The following is a 14,406-nucleotide window of genomic DNA, read 5'->3' as shown; positions in this document are numbered from 1 at the left end:
CTTTCCAACGGAAAGATGGCAAATATCTAATGATTAATAATAGACTTAGACTACTGTAATTATTAATTTAATCAATAATTTAAAATAAAATGTGAAATATAAGTCATGTAGAAAGACGACAAAATGCAATATTTACGGCGGAAAGATGGCAAATACATTACACTGTATAAATAAACATTGGTTTTATTTGTAGAGGTATTTTATGAAATCACCATTTTTAATGGCTGTTACTGAAAATATGCGTATGAAAAATTATGCAGAAAAAACAATTAAAGCATATATTTATTGGATTACATCTTATACATACCCGTTACCAATCAAGATGCATTTATCAGTCGCTAGCTCGAACATCAAGACAAGGCGCAACAGGATGTTAATGACTAGTCCTTATAGAGTGTTCCAACGCTGCATTGATTTTTGAGCTAGTGACCCATAGGGCAAGCCGTGAGGCAAGCATATTCGTTGTTGTAAAGTCTCGATTTAACCCGTTAGATCTTCATCTTTACGCCTAGCCTCTGCTTACCTCACGACTTGCTGATTTTTGCACCTTGAATGATAACAGGTATAAATTTCAATCAAAAAAAACACCCTATTGAATGCCACAATCAGGATGTTGAGTCTTTCCTTTCATTTTTAGCTAACCAACGAAATGTGGCCCCTAAAACACAATCATTAGCATTAAATGCACTGGTGTATCTGTATAAAGAATTTTTAGATAACCCTTTAACATTAACACTTAAATTTAACCGCAGTCATATACAACCTAAACTTCCTGTTGTTTTAAACTTAGCAGAAACGGCATTATTATTAAAAAATATACCTACACCACTCTCACTTCCCTGTAACATTTTATATGGTAGCGGTTTACGACTTATGGAAGTGTTAAGGTTACGAATACAAGATATTGATTTTGATTATTCATCACTTCAAATTTGGAATGGTAAAGGAGGTAAACATCGTAGAGTTACGTTGGCAAAAGAACTATTAGGGCCTTTGAGGGACCAAATATCCAGTGTACGTTTGTATTATCAACAAGATATTAAAAATCCTTATTACAATGGTGTTTATTTACCTTTTGCACTCGCTGCTAAATATCCGAATGCATCAAAAGAATTGAGCTGGCATTATTTGTTTCCATCATCAAAACTAAGTTTAGAACCTGGCACAAATAACTTAAGGAGGCATCATTTACATGAAAGTAATTTACAGCGAACAATCAAGCTGACTGCAAAAAAATTAAACTTTGATAAACACGTCACTTGCCACACATTACGTCACTCATTTGCAACACACCTCTTACAAACAGGTGCAGACATAAGAACAGTTCAAGAGCAATTAGGGCACTCAGATATTAGGACAACACAGATTTATACCCATGTATTACAAGCTGGTGCAAATGGTGTACGTAGCCCTTTCTCTGATTTACAAACGATAAATGAGTAATAAGCCCTTATGCGTTACCACGGAGACCGTAGATCGAGGAACGACCCCACCTCAAACAACACACAAAAAAAGGAGATAACGTCACTATCACTAGTAACATCACCTCCCTTTCTATAAAGAGAAAACTAAATCAAAGAAGATTAACCTTCTTTAGATTCTTTTTTTTCTTCTTTATCAACTTTAACAACAGCAATATTAAGCTCAGCTAATGCAGCTGGATTAGCAAAACCCGGTGCGTTAGTTAACGGACATGCCGCTGACGCTGTTTTCGGGAAGGCAATCACTTCACGAATTGAACTTGAACCTGTCATCAACATTACGATGCGGTCTAAACCAAATGCTAAACCTGCATGTGGTGGAGCACCATATTGTAATGCTTCTAATAAGAAACCAAATTTATCTAAAGCTTCTTCATCAGAGATATTCAAGATGCGGAAAATTGCTGCTTGCATATCTTGTTTGTGAATACGTACTGAACCACCGCCTAACTCACAACCGTTTAATACCATGTCGTAAGCATCAGAAAGTGCGCCTACTGGGCTCGCTTCTAGTTCTGCTGGTGTCATGTTTAATGGTGCAGTAAATGGGTGATGAATTGGCGTTAATGCGCCGTCTTCTAATGGTTCAAACATTGGGAATTCAATCACCCAAAGTGGTTTCCATTCGTCTTTAATTAAGCCAAGATCTTCAGAGACTTTCAGACGTAATGCACCAATTGCTTCAGCAACTACATTTGCTTTGTCTGCACCAAACATAATAATATCGCCATCTTGTGCGTTGGTACGTTTAAGTAACTCAGCAACAATCTCTTCATTTAAGAATTTAGCGATAGGTGATTGAACACCTTCAAGGCCTTTAGCTACTTCATTCACTTTCATCCATGCTAAGCCTTTAGCACCGTAGATAGTGACGAATTTACCGTATTCATCGATGTTTTTACGAGACAGTTTTGCGCCGCCTGGTACACAAATAACCGCAACACGGCTATCAGCATCATTAGCAGGGCCAGAGAATACGTTGAACTCAACTTCTTTTAATAAGTCAGCTACGTCAACTAATTCAAAGTCGATACGTAAATCAGGTTTGTCACTACCAAAACGACGCATTGCATCTGCGTAAGTCATTTTAGGGAATGAACCTAAGTCTACATTTAACATTTCTTTGAAAAGTTTAACGACCATTTCTTCTGTTTTTTCCATGACCTGATCACCAGTCATGAATGATGTTTCGATATCTATTTGTGTAAATTCAGGCTGACGGTCAGCACGTAAATCTTCATCACGGAAACATTTTACAATTTGGTAGTATTTGTCTAAACCAGACATCATTAACAGTTGTTTAAATAACTGTGGAGATTGTGGTAAAGCAAAAAATTGACCTTTATGCGTACGGCTTGGTACTAAGTAGTCACGTGCACCTTCTGGTGTTGCTTTGGTTAAGATAGGTGTTTCAACATCTAAGAAACCGTTGTCGTCTAAGAAACGACGTACAAAGCTACTGACTTTAGAACGAAATACCATACGTTCAGCCATTTCTGGACGACGTAAGTCTAGGTAACGGTAACGTAAACGCTGCTCTTCTGAGTTTGTTTGGTTACTATCTAATGGAGATGGTTTAGCACGGTTTAAAACTTCAAGCTCAAGACCACAGATTTCAATGCCACCTGTTGTCATGTTTTTGTTCACTTGACCTTCTGGACGAGCACGAACAAGCCCTTTCATTTTAATACAAAACTCATTACGTACTGTTGCAGCAACGGCTGTTGCTTCTGGTGTATCACCATCAAAAAATACTTGAACAATACCTTCACGGTCACGTACATCTAAAAACGTCACACCACCTAAATCGCGCTGTTTGTTTATCCAACCTACTAACTCAACTTCTTGACCAATATTTGCTTCGGTCACTTCACCACAATACATAGTGCGCATTATCGATTCCTGTTTTTAAATACGTTACAAAATAATTGCACGTATTATAGAAGAAAACCACTGAGAGTCATATGCTTAAATAAAAAAATGACCCTGCCACACAATTTAAGTAAAATGCGCGGCAATACATCATTAATAACACCGTTTAACCTTAAATAATTAGGCAGCCTTATGAGCCAAACCGACAATATTTTCAGTCAACCACTAGATAAAGTAGATAGCTTTAGTTTTGATCAACAAGTGGTACAGGTCTTTCCAGACATGATCAAACGATCTGTTCCAGGTTATGAAAACATTATTAATAGTATTGGAGTGATCACGCAACGTTGTGCGATTGATAATTCAAACCTATATGACTTGGGGTGTTCATTAGGTGCTGCCACTTTATCGATGCGCCGAGGTCTTGATGAAAAGACAGGTTGTAGCATTATTTCCGTTGATAATTCATCGGCGATGGTTGAATCTTGCAAGCAACATATCCATGCTTATAAGTCAGATATTCCGGTCACGGTAATACAAGATGATATTTGTAACATTAAGATTGAAAATGCGTCTGTTGTTGTGCTTAATTTTACTTTGCAGTTTTTAACCCCTGAAAAACGCCTTTCTTTATTAAAAAATATTTACCAAGGGTTATTACCTGGCGGTGTATTAGTACTTTCTGAAAAGTTTATTTTTAATGACTCAACAAGTAACCAATTGTTAGTTGACCTGCATTTAGACTTTAAACGCAGCCATGGTTATAGCGAGTTAGAGATAAGTCAAAAACGTTCGTCTCTCGACAATGTATTGATTTCCGATACCGTTGAGCAACATTATGCGCGTTTACAACAAGCTGGATTTAAACATAACGACCTTTGGTATCAGTATTTTAATTTTGGATCCATTCTTAGCATTAAATAAATTCTTAACTTTAAATAAACTCTTAATATTAAATACATTAATCGTAGCAAGGCATTGACATGATCGATTTTAATAATTTTTACAGCATCATCGCTAACAACCGCTTAAACCATTGGTTACGTACTTTACCTGCACAATTACATGAATGGGAAAATATCCATGTCCATGGCACTTTAGCAAGTTGGATACGTGTATTAAATAAGTTTCCCACCATCAAAACTGAGCATATTGAACTCAAAGATGAAGTGCGTATTGGTAATGACTCTGCACTGTCAGCAGGTGAAACTAAGAAATTAGAGAATCTATTACAAAAGTTTCACCCATGGCGTAAAGGCCCTTTCCATATTCATGGTGTGCATATTGATACTGAATGGCGCAGTGACTGGAAATGGGATCGTGTTTTACCGCATATCAGCCCGCTTAAATATCGTTACGTGCTAGATGTTGGTTGTGGTAGTGGTTATCACATGTGGCGTATGCGTGGTGAAGGTGCTGAATTTGTAGTCGGTATCGACCCGAGCGAGTTGTTTTTATGCCAATTTGAAGCGGTACGTCACTTTGCGAATAAAGACCAAAATGTACATTTATTACCATTAGGTATTCAAGAGTTGCCTAAATTGGAAGCCTTTGATACGGTATTTTCCATGGGTGTTTTATACCATCGTAAATCACCAATGGATCATATTACACAACTACAAGACCAGTTAGTTGAAGGTGGCGAATTAGTGCTTGAAACCTTGGTCATTGCAGGCGATGAAAATGATGTGTTAGTGCCTTTTGATCGTTACGCTAAGATGCGTAATATTTGGTTTTTACCAAGTGCAAAAGCGTTAAAATTATGGGTAGAAAAATGTGGTTTTGAAGACGTACGCATTGTGGACATTAACGATACGCTAACTGGCGAACAACGCAGCACCGCTTGGATGACTAATGAATCTTTAGAAGATTACCTAGACCCGAACGATGCGACTAAAACTGTTGAAGGCCACCCTGCGCCAAAACGTGCTTTATTGATTGCTAAAAAAGCAATTAAACCACTGAATTAACTGTTTGCACTGTCATTAACTCTACACAAAGAAGCCTGATATTAGTATTTCAGGCTTCTACTTTAACGTGGCTGAATGAGATTAGTATTAATAAGATTGTATTAAAACAGGATATAGCTTACTTTAATAAACAAACATAAACATAACCTAATGAAAAACCGCTGTAAATAATAGATGGGCAGTTACTGGAGAGAGTTATATTACATGAACAAACAACACTTTCTTAACCGTTTTATTTTACAACAAGGAAATTCAACAGCCCCTTCTTCTCATCTTGCACAATTACAATTAACACAAACAAAGCCATTAAAAAAAGCAGCCGTATTAATGCTACTGGTACAGCGCGACAATGGCTTGCATATGATACTAACCCAACGGGCATTACATTTAAGGCATCATGCAGGACAAGTTAGTTTTCCTGGTGGACGATATGAATTAAGTGATGATTCTTTGGCAGAAACCGCATTACGAGAAACTCAAGAAGAGATAGGCATCCAACAAAAAAGTATACAATTAGTGGGTAGTTTATCGCCTTTAACCACCACCACTGGATATCACGTGACACCGTTTATCGGTTTTGTAGAAAATAATGAGCAAGTGATTATTGACCCTCATGAAGTGAAAGAGTGTTTTGAAGTGCCTTTTACATTCCTGTTAAACAGAAACAATTTTACTAAGCAGCATTTAGTCGCTAATAAGAAGCGTCATTTCACTTATTGTTGCGCTTATCAAAATCATTTAATTTGGGGTGCAACTGCCCAAATGATTATTAATTTGCAACGACACTTACGCCGCTAAATACACTACTTAAGTGAATTAATGTCAGTTATTTTTTTTAAAACGCCCATATAAGATCTTTCTATATTATTATACGTATATAGAGGTAATAATTTTCAAAATTAATCATCAAAGTTAATTTAATAAATGATTGAAAAACATCACTATACTCTAAGTGATTCTCGTTAATAATTTTAATCCATACGCTATAAAATAAAAATTTAATAATTCAATGATAGTGTTATTGAATGCATAAAATAATAGTGTCGAAATGAATCCGTACTCTACCTTAGCGTGATTTACGCAATGGCTAATTTTAATCAGTAATATTAAAAATAACATGGCAACTAAAAAATATATTAAGTCGTATTAACGCTTTATTCATAACATCGCTACTTTTAATTTTACATCTTAGATTCAAAAAAAGTCAGTCGAGTATTACAATTTATGCACTATCTCAGACACATTAAATAATAATAAACATTGTCTTAACAATGAATAGAAAAAGGAAAGAACTATGGTTGAACACATCACAGGCATGCTGGCATTAATTGGTGTGCTGTCGCTTTTGTGTCAATGGGTAGGTTGGAAGTTGCGTTTGCCAGCTATTTTACCGCTCTTATTGTGTGGTTTAATGCTCGGTCCTGTTTTTGGAGTATTAGATCCCGATGCTATTTTTGGTGACTTATTATTTCCAATTATCTCTTTAGGTGTGGCAGTTATTCTGTTCGAAGGTGCATTAACCTTAAACTTTAAAGAAATTAAAGAACATGGACGTATGGTGACACACCTTGTGACGATCGGTGCTTTCATTACTTGGGCTTGTATTGCCCCTGCTGCTCACTATATTTTAGGATTTGACTGGGTTATTGCAATGCTATTCGGTGCATTAGTAGTGGTAACTGGCCCAACGGTAATTGTTCCTATGCTACGGACGGTTCAACCAAAATCAAATTTAGCCAGTATTTTACGTTGGGAAGGTATTGTTATTGACCCAATTGGCGCTTTACTTGCCGTACTGGTATTTGAATATATCGCTGTTACCGCAGATCCAACATCGCATGTTTTATACGCGCTGGGGTTAACGTTATTAATTGGTTTTGGCTTAGGTATCATTACTGGTTATTTAACTGGCTTATCAATAAGAAAGAACTTATTCCCACATTATTTACGCAATACCGCCGTGTTAACTATCATGTTAGGTATTTTTGTTGCATCAAATATTTTACAAGAAGAGTCTGGTTTACTGACGGTAACGGTCATGGGTATTTGGTTAGCGAATATGCGTGGCGTTGATATTGCCGACATTTTAGAGTTCAAAGAAACATTAACGGTATTACTGATATCCGCGCTATTTATCCTGCTCGCGGCACGTCTTGACTCTAGCGCGATGTTAGATCTAGGTTGGGGAGGCTTAGGTGTGCTATTAGTGGTTATGTTTATTGCTCGCCCTTTAAGTATTTGGATTTCAGGGCTTGGCACTAACCTCACATCAAAAGATAAATGGTTTTTAAGTTGGGTCGCTCCTCGCGGGATTGTAGCCGCCGCTATCTCATCATTATTTGCTATTAAATTAGAAACCGTTGGTTTAGCTGGTGCGAGCTCCATTGTACCTTTAGTCTTTTTAATTATTATCGGTACTGTGGTTATTCAAAGTTTAACAGCAGGTCGATGGGCTAAGTTTTTAGGTGTTAAAGAAGGATCTAATGAAGGTTTATTGATGTTTGGTGCCTCTAAGTTCTCACGTGAGTTAGCCTCTCTTTTAATTTCAAGGAATATAAAAGTAATCTTAACGGATAATAACTGGGACAGTATCCGTAAGGCGCGTATGCAAAATATTCCCGTTTATTTTGGTAACCCAGCTTCCGAACATGCAACAAACTACATGGACTTGAGTGGTATTGGGCGCGTATTAGTGATGTCACCTTACCGTCAACTAAACCCTTTAGTTACTTTCCACTTTCAAGATGTGTTAGGTGTGGATAATGTCTACGGTTTAAATAATGCAGATATTGCCAGTGCACGACATCAATTATCAGAGTCTTACCTAAAGCGTTTAAGTTTATTTGGTGAGAATGTTTCTTATGCAAAAGTAGCAAACTTAATGGCAAAAGGTGCAATATTAAAAGTGACCAACATTACTGAGAACTTTACCTTTGAACGCTTCAAAAGGCGTTATGGTGAAACGGCAATGCCATTGGTTTATTTAACAAAAGAAGGTCAGGTTACGATTGTTTCAGGCTTGGAGGTGATGAATTTCCCTGTAGGTATAGAGTTAATCAGCTTATTGCCACAAGAAGCACAAGACGAAGCGGTTATTCAACGGGCAATAGACGAGGAAGCAGAGCGTAAAGCTAAAGCTATTGCAAAAGCAGAAGCTAAAGCCGCGGCGCAAGCTGCAGCAGAAGCTCGAGCAGTTAAAGAGGCAGAAGAAGCAGCACAACGCGCGATGGATAAAGTACGCCGCGAAGAAGAAGCATTAGCGGCCGAGAAAAAGCGCGTTGAAGAGAAAATATTGGCTGAGGAAAAAATAGCAGAAAAAAAACGACTTCAAGAAAAAGTACTGGCAGAGAAAAAAGCAGCTGAAAATAGTAAACTGCAAGAGAGAGCACTAACTAAGAAAAACGAAGCGGACCAAAAACGTCTCGAAGAAGAAACGTTATCTGAACAAGAAAATGCGCATAAAGAAAGTGAATATAAAGAAAATACGGATGCTAACTCAGACGATAAAAAAGATGACAAGTAGGTGTTAAATAAGCCTAAAGATTGAGACAACAGTCCACGTACATTAATTAACTATTTATGTGTCTTTTTACTCCGTGATCCTGTCACTTTGTAGATAAATGAAAAAGCTAAGCGTTAGCTAATACCAAAAAAATTAATAAGGTGATCATTCTTGCTGGTTAAAATCCCCCCTAACTGCGTTGTGAGTTTTGAAGTGAGAACAACTATCTCCTACAACTCACGCCTTATTAGTGTTAATTTTTCCTGCGCAATCTCTGATCACTGATTTCATTCCATTGGAATAATACCAAATCAAAATTTCAATATAATAAAAATGCAAAGAAGCAAACCTTAACTACTTACCTCTACTGGAGATTTGGTTAAAGGCTCTGGTTTTGCAAAATAATAACCTTGCGCATAATCTACACCTAATTTAGTTAATGCTTCAACTAAACTAAAATCTTCCACAAATTCTGCAATAATATCTTGTTTAGCTGCTTTACCAATCTCACAAATAGACTTAACTGCGGTAAAGTCTATTGGGTTGCTCATCATATTCGCCACAATAGCACCATCTATCTTAATTTTATCCGTAGGTAATTGCTTAATATAAGCATATGAAGAATGACCACTACCAAAGTCATCGAGTGCAAACTGACAACCTAATGCTTTTATATTTTCCATAAACAATTGCGCCCGCTTGATATTTTTGATGGCAGCCGTTTCAGTAATTTCAAAACAAATTTTATCTGCAGGTATTACGCAGTTAATAAGCTTTTCGATAATAAAGGTCTCTAGTTCATTATCAGTTAAAGAGTATCCGGATAAATTAATAGCGATTGTTTCAATAGACTCAAGCTGATCACCGTAAGATTCATAGTGTTCACAAACTGCATTAATAACCCAACGATCTATTTTACTTGTGAGTAAATAACGTTCGGCGACCGGTAAAAAATAAGCAGGGCTAATCATCTGACCATCATTGCCTAACATCCTTAATAATATTTCAAAGCTTTTACCTATTTTTTGCTGCTGTAAAGGCACAATATCTTGTTTATATAATACAAATAAATTGTTATTTAATGCGTTATTTAGATGGTGTACAGATATTAATTGTTGCTTGGTATCTGAACACATCTGCTGGTTACCATCAAAAAGATACACAGCGTTTCTTCCTGAATTTTTAGCTAACGCACAAGCCATATCTGCCGAGTTCAATAACTCTGTGACAGTATTTTCACAAGCTTTAGGTGCGACACCAATACTGGCACTTAAGTTAAAATTTTCACCTTCCCAATGATAAGTTAACAAGTTAATAGCTTGCTTTATTTTATTCGCTATTTCTAAGGCTTTTTGCTCAGTACATCGATTAATTAAAATAGCAAATTCGTCACCACCTAATCTCGCCACTGTGTCGTAATTACGTACATTTTGCTTAAGTATATGAGCTACACGCACTAAAACCTGATCGCCTACAGCATGCCCACAGGTATCATTAATAGTTTTAAAATAATCTAAATCGATAAAACATAAAAACCAATTTTGATCATTAACTTCTGAATTACCCATTACCTCGTTTAGATGACGCTCAAAAGCGCGGCGATTATAAAGCTCTGTTAGCGGATCATGTGAGGCTTGGTGGGACAATGTTTGTGTTAATAATTTAAAATCATTGCTTAGTGCTGTAATTTCAATGGGCGCGTTATCGACTTTTTGAAAGTCATCTCCAGCTAATGCTTTATGTGATGAAACAATCAAGCCATTTAATGGATTACAAATTTTTCTATTTGCCCACCACCAAACAGCGATAATGAATAAAAAGAAAAATCCGCGAGAAACCCAAGCAGCAATCACTACAAAACTTTTTTCTTTTTGCAAAGCGATTGTATCTTGTAGAATAGTGTTCTTGGTTTCAGACATCATAAATTGAATACTTTTTACCAAAGATAAACTAATAGAATCGTAATTTGGCAATAACTGACGTAAATGCATAATCAGTTCCTTTTCAGGTGTACTGCCAATTGTATCAAGCTGTTTATTAATTTTTTTGATATTAATAATTGTTTTTTGAATTTCAGCGTTAAGCTCAGCAGAAAGATTGACACCTTGTATTTTTGATAATTCAGCACTGATATAGTTTCCCATATTTTTTGCACCAAAAATGAGGTAAGTATTGCCTGAAGCAATCACTAGATCCGAAGAGACTAAAAATTGCGAAGTGCTATTTTCAATTCGTTCGAAATCTTTAGCTCGTAAAAGATTTTGAGTGTGTTTACTCGCTAATATTTGGACATGATTGAAGCGATACCCTAATACTTGCTCTAACATATAAGCACCAAGTAAACAGGCTAAAACAAGTATCGCTAAATAACTTCTTATTCTCATTCAATACCTTTAGTTAATATATAAATTCAATTATCAGCAAATTTATTAATAATTAGCTTCAATTTTTTCAATATCTTTTGCCCAACTAATATCAGTAATAGCTAAGGTTTTTAATGCTGAACGTAATACTAATAACGACAAATCTGGTGAAGTTAAAAATGCGCTTTCTCCAGCTTCTGATAGCGCCTCGCCATCAGCAGAGAGAAATAGTTTCAGTTGCTCAATACTTTTATTATGAAGCTCTTTATTGATGCGTTTGACGACTGTGTCGTTACATTCTGGGCTACGACAACGTTGAAAATAAAAACCTTTCAAGCTTCTATCTAAATTTATAGCCCATGCAATTTCTACTAATCCCCATTTAGCCCACTCGGACCGAGCTTGTAAAAAACCAGCAGGCTCTTCATTTTTATAAAGTACGTATAAAGTATGTTTGCTCACTTCACTTTGATGGATAGTAAAAGGTAGTATCTCTTTAACTGCTAATCTATCTTGTTCAGTCACCGTCCCAATTAATGAACGATATTGGTAACCACCTTGATAAAGTATTTGAATCGCAGAGACAGGGTCTCTTAAGGAACAAAATGCAGCATAAGCAGAAGAAATTGTCAGCATTTCTACGACTAATAATATAATTAATCCACAAACTCTATTTCGTTTCATACAACCTACCATTACATTCTATATCTCAACTGCAAACTAAAACTAGGATCAATATTAATGCCTTCTGCTTCTTTTAATTTTTGTTTATATTGAGCACTAATATCAAACCCACCATCGCTTACCCATTTTATGCCAGCAGTCCAATCACTTTTTGAGTCATATTTACTGTTCTCCGTCTGGTCAACTTCAAATCGTTGGTAATCTATTTGAGTATAAACTGATAAATTTTCTTTCGCATTGCGCCATAACACCTCTACAAAACCATTGAGTGTGTTATTATTCTCAACCTTTCCAATAGAAGATTCAGCCATAAACTGCCACTGATAGTAATAATAAGAAGTATCTAAACCAATATATTTCTGTTCAGCAACGCCATTAGCAGTTAAAACATCACCCGTTAACCATGATATGCCAGCCACTGTATTTTTATTGCTAAGCGTAGCGATTCGACCAGAAAACAAATGTGGATTACCGTTACTATTTAATTCGATACCAGAGCCACGTGTTAGGGCAACTTCATATTCAAATCGAGGCATAATACCATTAATAGAGATTCCCCAGTCGGTTTTTATACCTCGTTGTGCAGCGGTTAATTGACGTAATGTACCATTTGTATCTATCTGGTATTCTAATCCGAATGGCACTTCAAAATGCCCTACTCTAATATTGAATTTACCTTGATTTAAAGCAGTATAGTTGAAGTTCGCAATACGCCACGTAAGCTTTGTATCGTTACCATCATCAAAAATAAAAGGAGGGTTATTAACGTTATTTAGTTTAACAATATAAGGTTGTAATATTAACGTTCCAATATCCGCAGTATCATTACTGAAAACTTTATGTATATCGATCCCAAATACGTTCAAAAAAGAATACTTTTGAGTATTAATATTACTATTAATTCGTGAAGAAAAATCAATAGAACTACGGCTATTCTCCCCTAGAAATGTCCAATCACTTGCAATTGTTAAAGGAGAAAAAAGAAGATTACTGCCTATACTTATAGCTAGCCACTTTGAGTAACTTTTTTGCATAACAGATAACCCTTGTTTAAACTAAAATTTAAAATGCTCAAAGTCATAAACAACATAACTTATTAAACGGTTAAATTAGCCTGTTAGTTAAATTAATCAATAAAATAAAGAGTTAGCTTAAATACATCTTAGCAATCATGTTCCAATATTATTCAATAGCTTACCAACAACTGAATTCTATGAAACTTCATTATAGTACAAAAAAATCATACATAAAGAGGTATGAATTTAAAATATAGACATTCCTCTCGATACGGCATTATTATCTTTTATTTAGCAAACTATTAATTATTTTCTAGTGGTCAGGTTTAACTTTATCGACAATAGGGCTAACGCATTTAACATTTGGATTCAGATAAAAAATTATGGAACCAAACGTCTAATAAAATGCACTTTAACTAAAGTCATGGTGAAGATTAGCGACACGATTAAGGTCACCAAAGTAATCATTGGAATAGCAATCCAGTTGCTCCCAAACAAATCATAAAAACCATTATTTAGCTCACGTACTGGAATTAATAAAAGTGGGTGAATTAAGTAAATACCCAAACTATAAGTAGAGATAAGCGTTACTAGAGCACGAAATTTCCCTCTTATTTTTTCAGCGTAAGCTTGCGCTAACACAAATAACATACCGCCAATAACAGCTGTATTTAAGGTTTTATATCCCATAAAGAATGAACTATATTCACCTGTTTCAGTTGCTAATAACCATGTCCCGAAAAAATTAAATAAAAGCATGCTAACACCTGCCACAAGCCACAACTTTAATTGAGGACGGTTATCTCTATTAAACAAATACCAACCTAACACTAAATAACCACTGTATAGGACTAAATTTTGTTGTAAAAAGCTTCCCACTTTTAGCCAATGCATAATGAATAAAATAGCCCAACTGAATAATGCTAATTTAATATGATCTGGTGATGCCTTTTTTAGTAATGGAATTAAAAATGGGATCACAAAATACAATGGAATGAAGTCATAGAAAAACCATAAGTGATACCAAACAGGATCAATAGCAGCATTTTTTAATACATCAAAAGCAGTACTACTCACCCACTGCCCAGTAAAGACATCATCAATCATAAAACCAGCGATCAGCCCATAGATAATGGTCCAACCGATAAAAGGAATAGCCACTTTACTTAAGCGTTTAGTAAGATAATGTTCGCATTGAAAAGCCCTTTCGGTAGAAAGTAACAACGCACCACTAATTAGCATAAAAACAGGCACAGCCCAGCGCGTTAAACTATTCATACCAGCCGCTGCCAACCAATCACTGTCTGGGATATCACCATATAAAAAACGAAAAGGTCCAAGTACATGAATAGTAATGACTGCAATTGCCGCGATAAAACGTAAAAAATCGATATAAAATATTGATGGACGTTTTTTCTGCATATTAATGGCCTATATTTATTGATTAAAAAGAGAGTACCTGCTTGTTATAGGGCTTGCAATGATAGGAGTTTAAAAGAATCATGCTTAGATAAAATA

General features: G+C 35.8%; 11 protein-coding genes. 6 read left to right on the top strand and 5 right to left on the bottom strand.

The annotated features are described in order from the left end of the window. The first annotated feature begins 202 nt into the window (after nucleotides 1-202). Nucleotides 203-421 carry a phage integrase N-terminal SAM-like domain-containing protein gene (locus GQR59_RS18895; protein ID WP_328600587.1) on the top strand — a complete coding sequence of 73 codons (219 nt, stop codon included), beginning with the start codon at nucleotides 203-205 and terminating at the stop codon, nucleotides 419-421. Nucleotides 422-552: 131 nt separating this feature from the next. Beyond that, nucleotides 553-1,443 carry an integron integrase gene (locus GQR59_RS04820; protein WP_160060929.1) on the top strand — a complete coding sequence of 297 codons (891 nt, stop codon included), beginning with the start codon at nucleotides 553-555 and terminating at the stop codon, nucleotides 1,441-1,443. Between the two features lie 140 nt (nucleotides 1,444-1,583). Here the strand turns inward: GQR59_RS04820 and aspS are convergent, their stop codons facing one another. Continuing rightward, nucleotides 1,584-3,374 (bottom strand): aspartate--tRNA ligase, encoded by a 1,791-nt coding sequence (aspS, locus tag GQR59_RS04815; protein ID WP_160060928.1) that lies wholly within the window; start codon nucleotides 3,372-3,374, stop codon nucleotides 1,584-1,586. A 171-nt stretch (nucleotides 3,375-3,545) separates the two neighbouring features. Here aspS and cmoA point away from each other — a divergent pair, with 171 nt between their 5' ends. From cmoA to GQR59_RS04795, 4 genes are all read left to right on the top strand, one after another. Continuing rightward, nucleotides 3,546-4,277: a carboxy-S-adenosyl-L-methionine synthase CmoA gene (gene cmoA / locus GQR59_RS04810; protein WP_025562261.1), complete on the top strand. Its 732-nt coding sequence runs from the start codon at nucleotides 3,546-3,548 to the stop codon at nucleotides 4,275-4,277. A gap of 59 nt (nucleotides 4,278-4,336) precedes the next feature. Then, entirely contained in the window at nucleotides 4,337-5,323 is a 987-nt protein-coding gene (cmoB, locus tag GQR59_RS04805; protein ID WP_025562260.1) for a tRNA 5-methoxyuridine(34)/uridine 5-oxyacetic acid(34) synthase CmoB, read from the top strand. Nucleotides 5,324-5,527: 204 nt separating this feature from the next. After that, nucleotides 5,528-6,121: a CoA pyrophosphatase gene (locus tag GQR59_RS04800; RefSeq protein ID WP_160060927.1), complete on the top strand. Its 594-nt coding sequence runs from the start codon at nucleotides 5,528-5,530 to the stop codon at nucleotides 6,119-6,121. 496 nt (nucleotides 6,122-6,617) lie between these two features. Further along, nucleotides 6,618-8,846, top strand: coding sequence for a cation:proton antiporter domain-containing protein (locus tag GQR59_RS04795; protein WP_236546652.1), 2,229 nt, complete (start codon nucleotides 6,618-6,620; stop codon nucleotides 8,844-8,846). Between the two features lie 329 nt (nucleotides 8,847-9,175). Here the strand turns inward: GQR59_RS04795 and GQR59_RS04790 are convergent, their stop codons facing one another. The 4 genes from GQR59_RS04790 to GQR59_RS04775 all read right to left on the bottom strand — a co-directional run bounded on the left by GQR59_RS04790 (nucleotide 9,176) and on the right by GQR59_RS04775 (nucleotide 14,310). Then, complete coding sequence (locus tag GQR59_RS04790) at nucleotides 9,176-11,209, bottom strand: putative bifunctional diguanylate cyclase/phosphodiesterase (RefSeq protein WP_160060926.1); 2,034 nt, start codon at nucleotides 11,207-11,209, stop codon at nucleotides 9,176-9,178. 45 nt (nucleotides 11,210-11,254) lie between these two features. After that, the gene (locus GQR59_RS04785) at nucleotides 11,255-11,872 is read right to left on the bottom strand and encodes a hypothetical protein (protein WP_160060925.1); all 618 of its coding nucleotides are present in this window, start codon (nucleotides 11,870-11,872) and stop codon (nucleotides 11,255-11,257) included. 11 nt (nucleotides 11,873-11,883) lie between these two features. Then, nucleotides 11,884-12,906, bottom strand: a complete 1,023-nt coding sequence (locus GQR59_RS04780) for a hypothetical protein (RefSeq protein ID WP_160060924.1) — start codon at nucleotides 12,904-12,906, stop codon at nucleotides 11,884-11,886. 363 nt (nucleotides 12,907-13,269) lie between these two features. Further along, nucleotides 13,270-14,310: an acyltransferase gene (locus GQR59_RS04775; RefSeq protein ID WP_160060923.1), complete on the bottom strand. Its 1,041-nt coding sequence runs from the start codon at nucleotides 14,308-14,310 to the stop codon at nucleotides 13,270-13,272. Nucleotides 14,311-14,406: the final 96 nt, after the last annotated feature.

Origin of the sequence: Psychromonas sp. L1A2, from assembly GCF_009828855.1 — a bacterium.
GTDB lineage: Bacteria > Pseudomonadota > Gammaproteobacteria > Enterobacterales > Psychromonadaceae > Psychromonas.
This window is presented reverse-complemented; position numbering and strand designations above follow the sequence as displayed.